The sequence below is a fragment of the Pseudomonas sp. BIGb0381 genome, from assembly GCF_024809815.1.
GTDB lineage: Bacteria > Pseudomonadota > Gammaproteobacteria > Pseudomonadales > Pseudomonadaceae > Aquipseudomonas.
The window spans coordinates 634,800-652,181 of record NZ_JANUEN010000002.1 but is presented as its reverse complement, the minus strand read 5'-3'; the positions used below and the strand labels follow the sequence as shown (position 1 = coordinate 652,181).

Here is a 17,382-nt window from a genome sequence, read left to right as displayed (position 1 = left end):
AGCCTGGGTAAAAAACAATCTCCATGCCCCTTACGGTGAGCGGGCTCGCCACAGAAAGCCCGCTCGGCACTGCAAGCGGGCTCGCCACAGTTTTTCAGGAGGCCAGCGGCAGGAACCAACGCTCCGCCAGCGCCTTGCCGATCAACCCGCGATGCACATCCACCACCGCCTGGGGGCTTTGGGCCCTGGCCAGCTGCGAGTAGTAGCTCACCCGGCGTTGCTCGCGGATTTTCAGGTGCGCGGCGGTGTAGTTCTGCTTGGGCGTGTCAGCCGCCGGGTAATGGAAATGGGCGTACCACAAGGGGTAGCCACCCTGGTCGTTGACCGCGTATTCCTGGACAAAGTCCCGCCGGTCGCCGCTGAGCTGGATACGCTCGCCCAGCAGCGCCATGTTCGCGCGCTTTTGTTCGATCAGGAATTCCAGGTTGCCGTGGGTGGGAGGTAATTCGAGGCACAGCTGAATGCGTAGCGCCAGGCCACGCTCATTCAGGCGCACCGCGGCCTGGCGCATGTCGCGCTCCAGCGTCTGGTCTGCGGGCGTACGGGCTTCGGCTGGTTGGGCCTGGATGGCCCGGTACAGTTCGTTGGCCAATTTGTCGTAGCGTACCGACTCATGTTGCAGCACCTCCTGGACCTCTTCCGGATGCCTGGAGATTTTCATGTATTGATCGCCGCGCTTGAGGTGTTCTTCCAGCATGGCCAGCAGCTTGCGGGCTTCACCCTTGACCAGGCTCAGGCTGCGGGGAGCCGGTGCGGCTGTCGGCAGTACCGATTCCTTGAACTCGATCCATTGTTCGCCTCGTTGCGCATAAGTACCCAGCACCTCGCCGGTGACTTCCGAGCGAACCTCGACGGTTTCCAGGGTCCCCAGGGGTTTGACTTCGCCGATAAAGGTGCCTTTTTTGGGCGTGCGTATGACTTTTTTCTGCGGTCGGCCCACGGCCGTCGGGCTGCGCCGATTCGGGCGCCGGGGGGGCCGGGCAATCGGCTTGATTTCGCTGGCCAACTGCCTGGCCGCCTCCTGGTACAGCTCCCTCACCAGCGTGACCAGCTTGGGGAAATAGTCGCCGTCGAGTTCATCAGCGTTGACGATGCCAACTCCCTGCAATGAGTCCAGGCCCCGCCCATAGTGCTCCACCAGGCTTTCCAGCACGTTGATGCGTTCCTCTGCCGACAGTTCCAGGTCGTTCAGGTCACTGTGGGTACGCAAGTGCTCCTGAAGCGGCTCGAGGATATCGATCAGTACACTCACCAAGGGATGATCAGGGTGTTTATGGGTCATCAGTTCATAGTTGCGCATCAGCAGGGCCTTGACGGCCAAGGCACTGATTTCCTGCGGGCGTTCCCAGGTCAGGCGCTTGTAGTATTCAGCCCCGGCGTCGCCGAGGCTGAACAGCTGGTCGAGATAGCGGTCACGCCGTTCGAGCCAATGGGCCGAGCGTTCATTGATGGCAGTCATTGCGCGGATGAACTCGCGGTAAGCCGCGAAGTCGGTCAGTACCGCTTCGGCCAGGCGTGCGCCCTTGACGGTGAAGCGACTGTTGTTGTGGTAAAGCGCTGTACGGTCTTTTTCGGCCACCACCACATGTTTGCGCGTGTTGTTGACGATATTTTCCAATAAGCTCGCCACCGACTGGGGCGGCAAGGCAATCCCCAGCGCGCTGCGCTCTTGCAGGCTGTCCAGCTGTTGCTGGTAGGCCTGCGTCTGTTCCTGCAGCGCCGTATCGAAGCGTTGGCGACTGTCGGCCCGTTGCGTTTCGCTGAAGCGTGGGTCCTCGTCGGTTCTGGTCATCACCCCCAGGATAATGTCGATCCGACTCTGCTGGGCCGCCTGGCCCTGGATGAACTGTTCGAAGCTGAGCTTGAGTTCGCTGATGCGCTGCGCCTGGCGCTGGCGTTCGGCGGCAATCCGCTTGGGCGGCATGCCGCCACGCAGGCGCAGCCGCATGTCGACCGACCAGGTCCCGTCGCTCTCGCTGCGCAAGTAGGGGCCGTGGTGCGTCGCGTCGCCAGGCATCACCACGCGGATATCGCCCTCCGGCTCCAGGGCCACCTGCAGCCACTCGTCCTCCACCAGGGCATGCCAGGTGTTCTCCACCAGGTAGAGCCCGCGACGTGGCCCGTTCAATACCGGTTGGGGCAGGGGCGTCGGGCGAGGCGCGCGGAAGCTGGTCAGGCGGCTGCGCTGGATCGTGGTCAGACGCTGGCGTGCCTGGGTAAAACTCAAGTCCAGTAGAGTTTTGCCCGTCTGCGCTGGCGCGCCCGGCAGGATGACAGCGCCTTCACGGATCCTGGGCGGTGGCGGCAGCGGCCACTGCTCGGCGATCCACGGGGCCAGGGGCTCGGGCAATGCTTCGTCCTTGAGCCCTACCTCCAGCGCAGAGGGTGCGGCGATCACCACGGGAACGGCCTCAAGCAACAGCAAGCCGAGGTTGAGCAACAGGTCGACGGTCGCCAGTTCTCGGGTTTGCGGGTCTTGGGAGGCGAGCGCCGGGATGTCCTGGTCCAGGCTGGCCATCAGGCCCCACAGCCAGCCGGTCAGCATGGCCGGCCCACGCAGCAGTGGCAGCAACAGGTTACCGAACAACAAGCTGCTGCCTTCGCGCAGCACCTGCCAGCGGCCTTCGCTGTTGGACACCGATTCACGATTGGCCTGCTCCACCAGGGCCCGCGCGTGGTCGCTGTACAAGTAGCTCATCAGGCGCCCGGTCACCCGGCATTGTTGCAGCTCGTCATTGATACCATCGACGGACAGCGTGGCCGGCGCCGGTTTACTCAAGGGGGCGAATTCGTCGCCCTGGCCAAAGCGCAGCGAGTGGGGCTCGCGGAACCCGCCATTGGCGTAGATGGGCCGGGCTTTGTCACTCAGCCAGGTCAACACGCTGTCCTGCAAGGGGCCGCTCTCCGCGATGGCCTCGAATAGGGCCTCGCGGCTGGCAAATTCCTGGAGTGCCTCGGCATACAGCGGGCGGTACAACACATGGGGGCCGACGCGGATGTCTTCGGCCTCGATCAAGTACATCGCGGTGACCGTGTCCGGTTGGGCGCCGGGCGTCCGCAGCAGCGCCAGGTGGCGGATCACCACGGGCCGTTGGTCGACCCTGTGGTTGGCAGCATCAGGCTCCATCAATGCCGCTACCAGGCGCGCGCCCGTGGCGCTCAGGCCCGCTTGCTGCTTGAGGTTCAGTTCCAGGGCCAGCAAGGGCAACTGCACGGCCTGTTGTTCGGCGAACAGGGTTTCACGCTGGCGTGCCTCGGCGCTTTCGCCAAGCAGATGTGTTTCCAGCAGGCGCGGGTAGTACTGGCCGATGTCCGCGCGTGCCACCGGGCCGTCGGCCCCCATCAGGTAGTCGGCGGTCAGCCAGGCCGGTAGGGGCAAGCCGAGCCGGTGGGTGAGGGTCACGCTGCCGCTGGGGCGGCTGGACACGTTGTCGATGGCCAGGTCGGTCAGGCTCATGCGTTCATGCCGGATGATCCCGGCGGTACCCGGATAGCCGGCGGCGATGGCGAAGCTCAGTTGCAGGTCATCGGGATGCAGGGCGGCGACCGAGGGCGGTGTGAGCGCCGACATGCCCAAGGTCACGGCATCCTGCTGCAAGGCTTGCAACAGCGCGTTGACGGTGTAGGTACGCAGGTCATCGATGTCGCTGAAGGCGTTACGCCCCGCAGCCCGCCGTTTGGCCCCGGCGAGCGCCAGGGTATAGCGCCTGTACGTGGCCTGGTCGTCGGAACTGGCGTCGCGCAGCCAGGTCGGCAGGTGCTGGCGCAAGCTGTCCAGGGTTCGCGCTGGGGCGGCCGGCGCATCGCGCAAAAAACGCCCCGGGTCGGTGATGTCGGCGTACAGCGCCTGCCAGGTGCTGAAGGGCTGGCCGGTGGGCAGGCGCAGGCTGCCCAGGTCTTCGAGTTGGCGATTGAGGATCATCGACGCTTGGTGCTCGAAGGGATCGCCGTCGGGCTCGTAGCGTTGAATCAAGATGTCATCGACCTGGTACCGGCGGCTCAATTGTTGGCCGTAGGCCTGGATCAGTGCGTCCATGCTCTCGAACGTCTCGACGGAGTGTTCCGGGCTGCACAACAGCACCGAAACCTTGCCGTTGAAGGCGCGGACCAGAGCCAACTGCGGCCCGATCAGGGTCACGCTGCGTTCGGCGGTTGTGAGTGTGGCTTCCAGGCTGTACGCAATCACGGCATTCGCCCCATGACGTGCGATGCGTGCCTCGCGGTCCGGCCTCTCGAGCAACTGCTCGAGGGTCTCCCTGGCGGGTGGGTCCAGACTGGCCTGGCTCAGGGCACTGATGCGCAGGGCGTCTCTCAATACGCCAGCCAGCCAGCGCCAGGGGCCGCTATCCCAGTATTCGGTCAGCGCATTTTGCAGGGCGATGGGCAGGATGCGTGGCAGTTCGTCGACCAGCGTCGCGATGACCTGCATATCGAGTTTTTCCCCGGTCACACCGGGCAACTTCAGGCGCTTGGGGGGCTCGTCCGAGAGGTACCAGGGCGAGCCGTTCACGTCGCTGAAGTCCAACGCCACACCACTGGCCAGGGCGTCGTGGACCACCTGCATAAAGGGCTGCAGCAGCCAGCCTCGGCGTTGTGGCCTGGCCAGGCGTGTGCGGCTGAGGTCCAGGCTCAGGCTGGGGTATCCGGCGCCGATGGCCGTGGCGAGTTGCTGGCGAATCACGCTGTCCAGTGTCGGTCGATCAGCGAAGCGAGCGCTGACGGCGTGGGCAATAGAATGAGGGGCTTGCATAAACATCCTTTTTGGCAAAGCGATGCCGTTCATGGCGGGATTTCAGCTGGGCAGCAGGCTCAGGAACAGGCGTTGGTCCAGCGGTGCGGTGATCGGGTTGTACAGGTCGCGCACGATGCTTCGGTTGTCTGCCCCGGCCTGGGCGATCAGGTCCTTGAGGGTGACAAAGCGCTGTTCGGGACGCTTGAGATGCGCCGCCGTATAAGCGCCCGGTGGGCTGTCGGCCTGGCTGTAGTGAAAGTGGGCATACCACAGCACCGTGAGACGGTTCTTCTCGCGCACGGCGAACTCCGACACATAGTCCTTGGCGGCGGTGCGTTGCGGGCCGTGGACCAGGCCGATATCGATCGCGGCATGGGCCCGCAGGAACTCGATGTTTTCCTGGCGCGGGCGTTGAGCCTTGTAGCCCTCGATGCAATGCTGGCGGCCTTGGCTGCGCAACTCGTCGGCGCGCAGGCGCAGGCGCTCGACGGTCTGGAGCACGTCCGGCTTATCGGCCGTGTGGCTGGACAACTCGACGGCGACGCTGTCGAGGCGCTCGGCCTGGTGCGCGAGCATGTCGTGCCAGTCACGCGGGTTGAGATCATCTCGACGCGTCGGGTCGCCGAGTTTCTTCTTCTGGAACTCGATAGAGCGCTCGATGGCCGGCACTTCTTCCAGCAACCGTTGCGCCTGGCTGCGCAGCGTGGACAGCGCGGGGGCCTGGGGTGGCTCGACGGGGCGGCTGGGCCTGGCCTCGATAATCTCCACCCACCCCTCGTTGGGGTGCTCCATGAAGCGCCCGCTGACCTGCTGGGTAATGGGGTTGCGGGTCACGATGGTAGGGAAGGGCTGGTCACTTTGTGCCGGCTCCAGTTCACCGACCAAGGCGCCTTTGTCCCGTGACTTGAATACGCGTTTGGTTCTTGACGGGGATCGCACCGGTTTGAAGGCGCCCGGTTGCGGCGGCAGGAATTCATCTTCGCGCAGCAGCGCGGCCAGGTCGGCCTCGGCGCTGTCGCGCGCGGTGTACAAGCGCTCGATCAACAGCGGCATATGCCGCGGGTGCACCAGGGGCGAGTCGAGCTCCAGCAGGCTCTGGTAAATCTGCAGGCGCCGGTTGTAATGCCTGACCAGGTTGGCCAGCACCTCCTTGCGCTCGGTCGGGGTGAAACCCTCGGTGGTCAGCAGGTCCAGGTGTGAGTCTTCCAGGGAAGACAGGGAGGATTGCAGGTGCTCATGGCGGGCCAGGAAATACTGCTCCTGGGGCGTTGTGGCCGGGATCGTCTGGTCGATGCTCAACTCGGTCAGTACATCCAGGGATTCGAGGGTGGCATTGAGGCGGTTGTAGAACCGGCGCTTGGGATGCCCGTTGAGGTAGTTCAGGCGCTGGGCCGCGCCGGTTTTCAAGCGTGTGGCCATCGCCTCCAGGGTGTCCTCGATGGCGATCATTGCCTGGGCATGGCGCTCGGACACGGCGAAGTTGGTTTCCAGCAGGTCTTTGACATAGCGGATTGCCCCCGCGTCCTGGGCGCGGCTTTGCAGTTCGATCAGCGACTCACCCTGCTCGGACATGAACGTCGCCAGGTACAGGGACGACAACTGGCTGACACGAATTTCATCGGTGGCCAGGATCGACTGGTATTGCTCCACGCACAGCCCTTCGTAGTCAAAGCGGCTGTCCACCGCCTTCATCCGGGCGTAGGCCTCAATCAACGTGCGCCGTTGTTGCAGCAACTCGGCGGCGGCCACGTCGAAGCGCTCCTGAAATGCCTGGAAGCCGGCCCTGGCCCGAGAGCGCTGAGCGACGCTGGCCAGGTGCTCGGCCACCCGCGTCGGGTCGTCAGGTGCGCCGCGCAAGCGGTTGCGGGCCAGGCCCAAGGCATTGTGGGCCTGCTCGAACTTCAGGCGGGCGGCATCCAGCACCTGGTCGATAGGCTGCAGGCGTTTGATCAGGCTGCTGACCTCATCACTGATGCGATTGATTTCATCCGACACTTGGGTGCGCTGCTGGTCGATCTGCGCCAGCTTGGCCTTGAGCCGGTTTTTCGGCCCGCCACCGCGCAGTTTCAGGCCCAGGTCCAGGCCCCATTGGCCACGGGCATTGCGTGCCAGTGCAAACCCCGGATGTTGCGGTTTTTGCGGGTGGATCAGCGTCACTTCGCCGAATTCCGGCACGATGGCGACCCGAAACAGCAGGCCTGCCACCGAGGCATGCCATTGCTGGTCGATGCGGTACAGCCCTTTGAACATGCCGACTTCCAGCGGCTCGGGCGCCGGCACCGGCCATGGCACCCGCAGCTCGCGCAGGGCATCGAGCAGTCGTCGACGGCTGGCGTCGCGGGCGTTGGAGTGAATGAAGTCGACCAGGGTCCGGTCGCCGGCCGGCGGCTCCGCGGGCAGGCCCACCGGCCCCAGTTCCACCGGTGTGGTCGGGTGTGGCGCAAGGCCTGTGGGGCGCTGTAGGGCCGCGAGGGTGGCCGGCAAGGCGGGCTCCGAGGGTAACTCGATGGTCGGGTGTTGCCGGGTGCCCATGTGCAGCAGGATCAGGCCGATATTGAGCAGCACGTCGACCCAGGCCAGCTCGCGGGCGGCGGCATCGTCGCCTTGCAGGGCGGCCATATCGTGCTGGAGGCTGACCGCCAGTTGCACCATCCAGCCGGCGACCATCGCCGGCCCGCGCAACAGCGGCATCAGCAGGGCGTTGAACGACAACCAGCCCCCTTCGAGCAACACCGCCCAACGGCTTTCGGCATTGGACACCGAGTCGCGGTCCGCCAGGTCCACCAGCGCCCGGGCGTTGCTGCCGTAGAGATACTGGGTCAGGTTGCCGGTGGCCAGGCATTGGGCCAGGGAACCCTGGACCTCGTCGCCATTGGCGTCATGTGCCAACTGTGCAGGCGGCGGTGCTGGCCACTGCACCGTGTCGTCGCCCTGGCCGAAGCGCAGGATATGCGGGCTGCGGAAGCCATCGTGGCTGTAGATCGGCCGGGCCTTGTCGGTCATCCAGGCCAGCACGCTGTCTTGCAGTGAACCGGGTTGGGCGATGGCGTCGAACAGGGCCGCGCGGCTGGCGAATTGCTGCAACGCGTCCGAGTACAGCGGGCGGTAGAGAATGGACGGCCCGGCGTCGATGTCACGGGCCTCGACGATAAACATATTGCCGACGATATCCGGCACGGCAGCGGGCTTGCGGGCGAAGGCCAGCGGGCGCATCACGATGTCGAGGGTATCGACCACGCGCCCCGCCGTGTTGGCGTGCAGCACGGCCTTGACGTAGCGATAACCCAGGAAGCTGAAGCCCTGTTGCCCGCGAATCGCCAGTTCCAGGGCCTGGCGCGGCAGTTGTACCGTCAGCGCCTGGCCGAACAGCATCTCACGCCGGCGTACCTGTGGGGTGTCGCCCAGCAGCAGGCCGCGCAGCTGTTGCGGGTAGTGCCGGCCGATATCCACTTGGCGGATCAGGCCGGGCGTGCTGTGGAACAGGCCTTTTTCCCCGAGGATGTAGTCCTCGGTCAGCCAGGCCGGGAGGGCGGCCCCGGACGTGTCCTGCAAGGTCATGCGGCCGTGAGGCGCGGCGGCGAGGTTCTTGATGGCCAGCTCGGTCAGGCCCAGGGTCACCGGTGCCAGGTAGCCGCCGTGCAAGTCACCCACCGGGACGTGGAAGGTCAGCCGCAGGTTGTCCGGGTCCACGGTGGAGCCGGGGTGGTCGCGGCGCATCTGCTCGCGCAGGGTGCGGGAGGCAAAGGCCGGCAGGCTCTCGACCCGGTCCAGGAACGACGCCCCGGTCTGTTGGCGCTGCAGGTGTGCCTGTTCCAACAGACCCTGGCGATAGGCGAAGCGCTGCTGGGCAGTGGCGGTCTGCAGCCAGGCGGGCAGCGCCGTGCGGATGGCGTCCTGATGTGTCGGGTCGGGCGCCGGCGCAGCGATGAAGGCTGAACTGGGGTCCGTCGCCTGGGCAAATCGCTGCTCCAGACTGCGCACGCCGTCGGAGGCGGGCAGGGCGATTGCTTCGAGGTCGTCCAGTTGCTGGTTGAGCAACAGGGCGGCCTGGGTATCGAAGAGATTGCCATCGGGCTCGTAGCGCCTGACCACCACCTTGTCGACCTGCAACCGCTGGCTCAGGCGCTGGCCCCAGGCTTGGGTGAAGGCCTCCAATGAGGCAAATGGCTCGACGCTGCCCGACGCCTGGCACAGCAAGGCCTGGTGGCCTTGTACCAACAGCAGGTCGCTGCTCAACAGGCGAGCTTCGCGTTCCTGCTGGGTCACACAGGCTTCCAGGCAGTAAGCATGCACAAAGCCGCCGGGCCCCGCCTGGCGTTCGCGCCGGTCAGGCTGGCGGGTCAGGCTGTCCAGCATGTCTCGCGGCGTGCCGGTGGGCAGCAGACTTGCGCTGCTTTTGAGGGTATCCGCCAGCAGATCGCCGAGCCATTGCCAACGGCTGGTGCCCGTGTCGGCATCGCCGTTCCAATAGGTGGCCAGGGCTTGCTGAAAAGCGATGGGCAGGGTGAAGGCCAGGTCCAGGATCAGCCGTTCGATCACCGCCATGTCCGGCTCGCGCGGGCCATTGGCCTCAAAGGTCAAGCGTGAGGGCGGGCGCTGGGACAGGAAGCAGCGGCGCTGGTCGACCGCCTGGGTCAGGTTCAGGGCCGTGCCATTGCCCAGGTGTTCGAGGACCACATCGGTCAAGCGCCTGAGGTCCCAGCCGCGCCGTTGGTTGGGGGTGGCCAGCTTGAGGGTGGACAGGTCCAGATGCAGCGATGGGAACTGTTCCTGCAGGCGTTCGTGCAGGTGCAGTTCGACCACCTGGCGCAACGTCGGGCGTGTGGCGAACTGCTGGGAGACCGCCAGGGCGGGGGTGTTGCTGCGGTGTGCGAACTGCAGGGGCCCCGTCGGCGGGGCGATTGAAGTGTCTGGCATAGGAGATTCCGTTCTGTGGGGAGTTCGCCCCCAGAATGGCAAGCGCCGGCCGCCGCGGTGCGGTAGCCCGCTATCGCGGCACGACGGCATCGCCGGATTGGCCTATCATCAGCGTTTTTTCCAGCGATGAATGAACCTGATGACTGCCGCCTCCCTGCTTACTGAACTCCAAACCAGCGACATGCTCGAAATCGATGGGCTGCACGCCTTTGATTTCACGCTCGACGATCAACAGCTGCTGATCAAGAGCATGGACGGTCGGGCCGAGAAACGCTGGACGTTCAGCCTGGCGCAAATAGAGGCTGCGACCTTTGATGACGCCTTGCAAAGCTGGACCCTCACCGGTGATTCGGGCGAGCACCGCCTGGTGTGCATGGCCGCCTTCACCGGCAACAATAACGACGAGGAAGACGAGCATGATGATGCGTAAATTCTGGCCGCTGCTGATGGCCGGCAGTGTGGGCGCGATGTCGGTGCAGGCTGCACCGGCTGACACCTATGAGTTGTTGGTGGGCAGCTACACCGCCGGCTCCAGCGAAGGCATTTATCGCCTGCAATTCGACAGCCGCACCGGTCAGTTCCAAGGCAAGCCGGTACTGGCCGCGAAGGCCGCCAACCCGTCGTGGCTGACGGTCTCGAAAGACCAGAAGCATCTGTTTGTGGTCAATGAGAACGGCCCTGGCCAGCAAGACCCGGTCGGTCGCGTGAGCAGCTACAGCATCGACCCGAAGAGTCATCAGCTCACCCTGATCAACCAGGTGCAGAGCCTGGGCAATGAGCCGACCCATTCCAGCGTCGCCGCGGATGGGCGTTACCTGTTCGTCGCCAATTATTCGGTGGTGGAAGATCCGGGCGGCAGCCTGGCAATCCTGCCGGTGGACGCTGCCGGCAAGCTGTCGGCCCCGGTGCAGTTGAGCGGGCACCCGGCCAGTCGCGTCAATCCCGAGCGCCAGGCCTCCAACCATGTGCATTCGGTGGTGTCGTCGCCGGATGGCAAGTACGTGTTTGTGCAGGACCTGGGCGCGGACAAGGTCTTCGCCTACCGCTACGACCCCAAGGCCAATCACGAACTGCCGCTGACCCCTGCCAACCCGGCATCGGTGCCCTTGCCACCGGGCAGCGGCCCGCGCCACCTGCTGTTCAGCGCCGATGGCAAGCATGCCTGGCTGACCACCGAGATGAGCGCCCAGGTCGCGGTGTTTGATTACGCCGACGGCACGCTTCGCCAGACCCAATTGGTCGACTACGCCGCCGGGCAACCGGTGTCCGACAAGGCCGGCGCCGCACTGCACGCCTCCAGCGATGGCAAGTTCCTCTACGTGAGCAATCGCGGCACCGCCAACCAGATCATCGTATTTGGCGTGGACCCGGCAACCGCCCACCTCAAGGAGCTGCAGCGCCGCAGCGTCGAAGGCGACCACCCGAGGGAGTTCAGCCTCGATCCGAGCGGCAAGTTCCTGCTGATCGCCAACCAGAAGAGCAACGAAATCGTGGTGGTCGAGCGTGACCCCAAGACCGGCCTGCTGGGTAAAACCGTGCAGAAATTGCCGATCGATGCCCCCAGCGACCTCAAGTTCCTGGTGCGTCAATAAGCCACAGGCCTCGCAGTGCGGGGCCTGACCCTTAGTATTAATTGTATTAATAGCGGCTACTGTTTCAAAGCATTTCTAAGGTTCAACCCTCGGGCGTAAGTTGGGTTCCAAGGCCTTCCCCGGCCACCCAACCAAACGAATACAAGGGTTACCGACATGAACTTGAATCTCTTCTCCGTCATCGCCGCCTCCGCCGTTTCCGCCACCGTGGCCCTGCCTGCCGCTGCCAGCGTGGAAGTCACCGGCACAAAATCCAGCACCAGTGCCTACACCCAGAAATACCTGCAACAAAGCGCCAACTTCTACGCCGCCCTGGATCACAAGACCCAGCAATGAGCGCTGATTGACCCTGCACACAAGCAGACGCCAAACCACTGGAACGTAAGCGCGCGTTCGAGTGGTTTGGCGTTTGTGTATCTGTCAAAGAAAAAAATGAGGTAGTGGCGTATTGCCATGTGTTTAAATTGACGCTTAAATATTGACGCCCTCTTTCATGGAATCGACAGCATGGCACTTCGACTCGCCGCACTTATCCTCGCCCTTTATTCCACCCCGATCCTGTCATCCGTGCAGTTGTCGGACGGCGAGCCGGAGATCGCCCGCGAGCGGTTGTTGAGCCTGATCGAAGGCTAAGCCTTCGCCATCACGCCGATAAACAGGGGGGATTGCAGGAAGTCTTCCAACCAGCGTTGCAACGCTTTGAACGGCGTACCGGCAAACCATTCGCGGTCCACGTGGGCAAACTGCCGTATAAACGGCGCAAGAGCCATGTCCGCCAGGCTAGGGTGGTCGGCCAGCAGATAGGCGTGTTGGGCCAGCAACCCCTCAAGCTTCTGCAAGAACACCTCGCCTTCGGCTCGATAGTGTTCCATCGGCTGCTCGGGGTAGCGTTCGGCGTACTTGTATCGATTCAAGTGATGTTTGAAGGTTGAATCGTTCTCGGCGATCAGCTCAAGTACCGCCGGATCTCCCTGCAATAACCAGTTATCCGGGTCGTGCCGGGCCAAGGCCCACCGCATGATCGCCAGGCTCTCGTCGATCACTTCGCCATCCACCACCAGCACCGGCACCGTGCCTTTGGGCGACAGCGCCAGCATCTCGGCCGGCTTGGCCTTGAGGCTCACCTCGACAATCCGCACCGCCACCCCCGAGTAGCGCAGCGCCAGGCGTGCGCGCATGGCATAGGGGCAGCGCCGGAACGAATACATCAGCGCCTCGCTCACTTGACCTCCAGGGTGCTCAAGCCATTGCCCTGGCGCTTGACCTGGATCTGTACCGGGATGCGTTCGTGCATTTCCTGCACGTGGGAGATCACTGCCACTTTGCGCCCCTGGGCCTGCAACCCGTCGAGGGCGTCCATCGCCAATTGCAGGGACTCGGGGTCGAGGCTGCCGAAGCCTTCGTCGATAAACAGCGACTCGATCTTCAACGTGCTTGAGGCCATCGACGCCAGACCCAACGCCAGCGCCAGGGACACCAGGAACGTCTCGCCGCCGGACAACGAGTGCACCGAGCGCAGTTCATCGCCCATTTCCGTGTCCATCACCAGCAGGCCCAACATGCTGCCGCCGCGCTTGAGGCGGTAGCGGCGCACCAGTTGGCGCAGCTGCACGTTGGCGTGGTGCACCAGCAGGTCGAGGTTGTAGGCCTGGGCGATCTTGCGGAAGGTGTCGCCGCTGGCTGAGCCGATCAGCGCGTTCAGGCGCGCCCAGCGTTGCCACTCTTCATAGGCCTTGGTGATTTGCTCGGCCAGGGCACTGTTGGCGTCCTGGCGACGCTGGTCTTCGGACTGGCGCGCGCGCAGTTCGGCGCAGTGTTTCTCGCCCTCGGCCAATTGTTGATTGAGCGCGGCCAGGGCGCCATCGAGTTGTTCGGCGTCCAGGTTGCCGTTGTGCAGGGCCTGGTGTTCGGCGAGGCGTTGTTCGCGCTCTTGCAGCAACACCTTGGCTTGCTCGACGGCTTTTTCGCTGCTGTGCAGATGCTGGCGCAGCGCGCTGATGTGCGCGTCATCGAAAGCCAGCAGACGCGCCAGGCCCTCGTCATCCAGTTCGGGGTGCAGGGCGCGCCATTCGTTGGTACGGGCCTCGAGGGTGTGCTGTTCGGCTTCGAAGGATTGCTGGCGCTCCTGGTGGGCCTTGAGGTCGGCGGCCAGTTGGATCAGCTGGTTGCGGATGTCCTGCAACTGTAGGTTGGCGTCGGCCTCGCGCTGGCGTGACTGCACCACGGCCTGTTCCAACTGCTGCTGCCAGTGTTCGGCGCTGGCGTGCTCGCCCAGCAAGGCACTGAGTTTTTCCTGGGCGGCCTGTTGCTGCGCTGCCAGTTCGGTAAATTGCTGGTTCAGGGCGTCGAGTTGCTGTTGGCGATGCAGCTGATGGGTGTGCTCTTTCTCGATGGCCTGCTGGCGTTCCTGCTGCTCGGCGAGCTCATCCTTCTGGTGACCCAGCTGTTCAAGGCGTTGGCTGACCTGCTGGTCCAACTGCATAAAGGTCGCGGCCGGGTCGCTGCGCAAGCCTTCCAGTGTGTCGGCGGGCAACAGGTGGGCAAAGGCGGTGATTTCTTCGTCGAGACGTTCACGGTCGTTGGACAGCTCGCGCTGCTGGTCCACCAGCAATTGGCGCGCCTGCTGGCTCGCGTCCTGGGCGGCTTGCAGTTGCTGCTGCAAGCGCCCGGCGTTTTGCTGCAGGTTGAGCAGGGCGCCCTGGCGTTGTTCGTCCTGGGTGATGCTTTGGGTCAGTTGGCTGAGTTGCTGGGCCAACCAATGGCTGCGTTTGCTTTGGTCTTGGTTGAACAGCGAGGCCGCCAGCGGATGGGCGTCCAGGCTGGGTTTGAGCGCTTGCTGCTGGGTGGCCAGTTGCTCCTGTTGTTGCAGGAACTCCTTCTGTTGGGCAATCAAGCCACCGACTTCGCCGCGCAACTCGGTGAGTTTTTCCTTGAGGGTATCAACGGTATTCTGCGCCGCTGCTTCTTCCTGGTCGTCGTGGCGTCCAAGGCTGTGCAGCAGAGCTTCGGGCTGGTGGTAAGGATGTTCATGGCTGCCGCACACCGGGCAGGGCTGGCCGTCCTGCAATTGCTCGCGCAGTTCCTCGACGCTGGCGCTGCGCGCCAGGCGCTGGCGTTCCAGCACCTGCTTGGTCACCGCCAGGGTCTGTTCGGCGACGGTAAGTTCGGCTTTGGTTTGCAGGCCGGTCTGGTTCAGTTGTTCGCGCTGCTGCGCGGCATCGACGAGCTTTTGCGCGACGGCAGCGGCTTGCTGGTCCAACTGCTGCTGGCTGTCCCACAGGCGAGTCAGGTCTTCGAAGGCGCGTTGCTGCTTGCGATTGTCTTGCAGCAGGCTGGCCAGCAGCTGGACCTGCTCGGCCACGGCGTGCGGCTCGGCACCGGCTTCCTGGTACAGCAGGTCCAGCGCGTCACGTTGTTGGGCGAATTTTTCCGCGGCGGTCGTGGCACGTTGTTCCAGTTGCGGCAGTTCGGCCTGGCCTTTCTTCAGGCGATTACCGATCAGCATCAGTTGTTGCAGGCGATCACGGTAGGCGTTCCAAGCCTCGCTGAGCGGGGCGAGGGCGCTGCTGCGTTCAAGTTCGGCGGCCAGGCGTTGCAGGCGTTCGGCAACGTGGGTGTGCTTGGCCTGTAAGCCTTGGAGCAGCGTCTGGCCTTCGGCGCAGGCGGCTTCGTGTTGCTGCTTATCCTCGCTGCGCTTGGCCAGGTCCTTGGTCAAGTGGGCGAGGGTGTTCTGTTCGGCGAAGGCCTGGTGCAGCAGCGGGGCGGCGTCGGTCTGTTGGTTCACGGCCTCGGCCAACGCGGCTTGGGCTGAGGCCTGCTGTTGCAGGGCCTGTTCCTGACGAGTCTGCAACTCGGCCTGTTGCTCGATATGCGCCTGAATTTGTGTAGCCAGCGGCGTGAGCAAGGTGTCGAGTTCTGCCAGGCGCGCAAACTGATGTCGTTGCGGCGCCAGTTGGTCCAGGCGGTTCAGGTCTTGGCGCTGTGCCCCCTGGCTGTCCCACTCCGCTTGCGCGCGCTGCAACTGTTCGGTGGCACTGCGCTGGCGGTCCTGCCATTCGCGCAGTTCCTTGAGCCAGGTGTGCTGCAATTCCAGCTGCTTGAGCTGCGCCTGCTGGGTCTTGAGCTGTTGCTGGGCCGCGTCGAATTGCTCGTCCAGTTCGGCGCGCGCTTCAGGGGCCAGGGGCACCACGCCGGTGGCCTGGTCCTGCAAGTGTTTGTGCGCGTCTTTGGCCTCCTTGGCCTTATCGAACGCGCGGCGGCCGAGCTGGGTGTACAGCGCGGTGTCGGTGAGCTTTTCCAGCAGTTCGCTGCGTTCGTTGTCATTGGCCTTGAGGAAGGCGCTGAACTCACTCTGGGCCAGCAGCACGGCGCGGGTGAACTGCTCGAAGTTCAGGCCCAGGGCCAATTCCAGCTGGGTCTTGTATTCGGTCTTCTGGCTGGCCAGCAGTTGGTCGCTGTCCAGGTCGATCAGGCTTTGCCGACTGTTCTGCAACTTGCCGCTGGCCTTGTCGCGGGCGCGATTGGCTTCCCAGCGCGCACGGTAGCGACGGCCGCTGACTCCGACAAAGTCAACTTCGGCATAACCGCCACCAGTGCCGCGACGGATCAGGGTGCGTGGGTCGCCGATGGAAATATCGCTGTCGGCATCCGGCATCTTGGCCTGGCCGGTATCGCCCAGGCGTGGCACGGCGCCAAACAGCGCCAGGCACAGGGCATCCAGCAGGGTACTTTTACCGGCGCCGGTCGGCCCGGTAATGGCGAACAGTCCGGCGCTGGCCAGGGGCTCTGCGGTAAAGTCGATCTCGAACGGCCCGGCCAGGGACGCGAGGTTTTTCAGGCGGATGGCGAGGATCTTCATGGCTGTTCACCTGCCTGTTGCACTTCCTGGAGCAGCACGGCGAAATCCTTCAAGGTCTGTTCATCCACTTCACTGCCGTAGCTGTCCTGCCAGGCGCGGCTGAACAGCTCCTGGGGCGTGAGCTGGTCGAGTTCGATCAGGCGCTCATCATCGGTGGTTTCGCTGCCACGTTTGCCGGCGTACTCGGCAGCGATGCGCACCAGGCGCACCGCCTTGCCTTGCAGGGCGGTTTCGATCTGTTGGCGCAGGTCCGGTTGCGGCTCGTCGAGGCGCACGCGCACTTCCAGCCAGGGGTGGCGCTGGGTTTCGGCGAGCAGGTCGATATCGGGCAAGTCCGCCAGGGCCTTGAGGATGTCGGCCAGGGGCGCGGCTTCCAAGCGTTGCAGGTTGACCGAACGGGGAATCAGCAGCGGTTCGACGCTGACCAATCGTTCGCCCTGGAACGTCACGTCGAGAATCTGGTGCTTATAGCCAATTTCGGAAAACGACAGCGGAATCGGCGAACCGCTGTAGCGAATGCGCTCTTCGCCATTGACCTTTTGCGGCTTGTGCAAATGGCCGAGGGCAACATAGCCGATACTTTTGTCGAACAGTTTGGCCGGCAGCGCCTCGGCATTGCCGATGATCAGGCTGCGCTCGGAGTCTTCCGAAACTGAGCCACCGGCCATGTGCGCATGGCTGATGGCAATCAGCGCCTGGCCTTTTTTACGCTTGGCGTTAGCCGCGGCGATCAACCATTCATGCACCTGGCCAATCCCGTGCAGGTAATCATCGCCCAGGTGCGCACCGGTAACTTCCGCCGGGCGCAGGAACGGCAGCGCCAGGCACCACGCGGCGACTTTGCCCTTGGCATCCGGCAGGGGGATCAGCAGGCGTTCGGCGTCCAGCTGGCCGTCGTCCAGCCATAGCACGCGGCCCAGCGCATGGGTGCGCAGGCGCCGCATCAACGGCGCGGGCAGTTCGATCCGCGAGCCGGAGTCGTGGTTGCCGGCAATCATCACAATGGTCAGTTTCGGGTTTTGTTCGTGGGCGCTGATGATGAAGTCATACAGCCGCTCCTGGGCCTTGAGCGGCGGGTTGACGGTGTCGAAGATGTCGCCGGCGATCAACAGCACATCGGGATGCTGGGCCGCGATCTGGCGCAGCAACCACTCGAGGAAGCAGGCGTGTTCGAAGTCGCGTTCCTGGCCGTGGAGGTTTTGGCCAAGGTGCCAGTCGGAGGTGTGGAACAGACGCAAGGCGAACTCCGTGGGGAAGCTGAAAAGGGGGGAGTTTACCTGTAA

Annotated in this window: 9 protein-coding genes; 4 read left to right on the top strand and 5 right to left on the bottom strand. The window is 64.1% G+C overall.

Translation table 11 applies throughout. The annotated features are described in order from the left end of the window. Positions 1–94: 94 nt before the first annotated feature. Together M2397_RS09275 and M2397_RS09270 are read right to left on the bottom strand one after the other, a co-directional pair. Complete coding sequence (locus tag M2397_RS09275; protein ID WP_259242712.1) at positions 95–4,750, bottom strand: hypothetical protein; 4,656 nt, start codon at positions 4,748–4,750, stop codon at positions 95–97. A 42-nt stretch (positions 4,751–4,792) separates the two neighbouring features. Further along, positions 4,793–9,649: a hypothetical protein gene (locus M2397_RS09270; RefSeq protein ID WP_259242711.1), complete on the bottom strand. Its 4,857-nt coding sequence runs from the start codon at positions 9,647–9,649 to the stop codon at positions 4,793–4,795. A gap of 139 nt (positions 9,650–9,788) precedes the next feature. Between M2397_RS09270 and M2397_RS09265 the strand changes: the two genes are divergently transcribed. The 4 genes from M2397_RS09265 to M2397_RS09250 all read left to right on the top strand — a co-directional run bounded on the left by M2397_RS09265 (position 9,789) and on the right by M2397_RS09250 (position 11,874). Then, on the top strand, positions 9,789–10,079 hold the full coding sequence (locus M2397_RS09265) for a DUF5629 family protein (RefSeq protein ID WP_131700572.1): 291 nt from the start codon (positions 9,789–9,791) through the stop codon (positions 10,077–10,079). Beyond that, on the top strand, positions 10,066–11,241 hold the full coding sequence (locus M2397_RS09260) for a lactonase family protein (protein ID WP_131700573.1): 1,176 nt from the start codon (positions 10,066–10,068) through the stop codon (positions 11,239–11,241). Before M2397_RS09265 ends, M2397_RS09260 begins: the two co-directional genes overlap by 14 nt. 156 nt (positions 11,242–11,397) lie before the next feature. Beyond that, positions 11,398–11,577 carry a hypothetical protein gene (locus M2397_RS09255; RefSeq protein ID WP_145337551.1) on the top strand — a complete coding sequence of 60 codons (180 nt, stop codon included), beginning with the start codon at positions 11,398–11,400 and terminating at the stop codon, positions 11,575–11,577. A 171-nt stretch (positions 11,578–11,748) separates the two neighbouring features. Then, entirely contained in the window at positions 11,749–11,874 is a 126-nt protein-coding gene (locus M2397_RS09250; RefSeq protein ID WP_259242710.1) for a hypothetical protein, read from the top strand. Here M2397_RS09250 and M2397_RS09245 read toward each other — a convergent pair. From M2397_RS09245 to M2397_RS09235, 3 genes are read right to left on the bottom strand one after another with little or no spacing between them, the layout of a single operon-like run. Continuing rightward, on the bottom strand, positions 11,871–12,464 hold the full coding sequence (locus M2397_RS09245; protein ID WP_259242709.1) for a glutathione S-transferase: 594 nt from the start codon (positions 12,462–12,464) through the stop codon (positions 11,871–11,873). The genes M2397_RS09250 and M2397_RS09245 overlap by 4 nt on opposite strands. Next, positions 12,461–16,099 carry an AAA family ATPase gene (locus M2397_RS09240; RefSeq protein ID WP_259242708.1) on the bottom strand — a complete coding sequence of 1,213 codons (3,639 nt, stop codon included), beginning with the start codon at positions 16,097–16,099 and terminating at the stop codon, positions 12,461–12,463. The genes M2397_RS09245 and M2397_RS09240 overlap by 4 nt, the downstream gene beginning before the upstream one ends. Next, positions 16,096–17,337 carry an exonuclease SbcCD subunit D C-terminal domain-containing protein gene (locus tag M2397_RS09235; protein WP_259242707.1) on the bottom strand — a complete coding sequence of 414 codons (1,242 nt, stop codon included), beginning with the start codon at positions 17,335–17,337 and terminating at the stop codon, positions 16,096–16,098. The genes M2397_RS09240 and M2397_RS09235 overlap by 4 nt, the downstream gene beginning before the upstream one ends. Positions 17,338–17,382 lie beyond the last annotated feature (45 nt).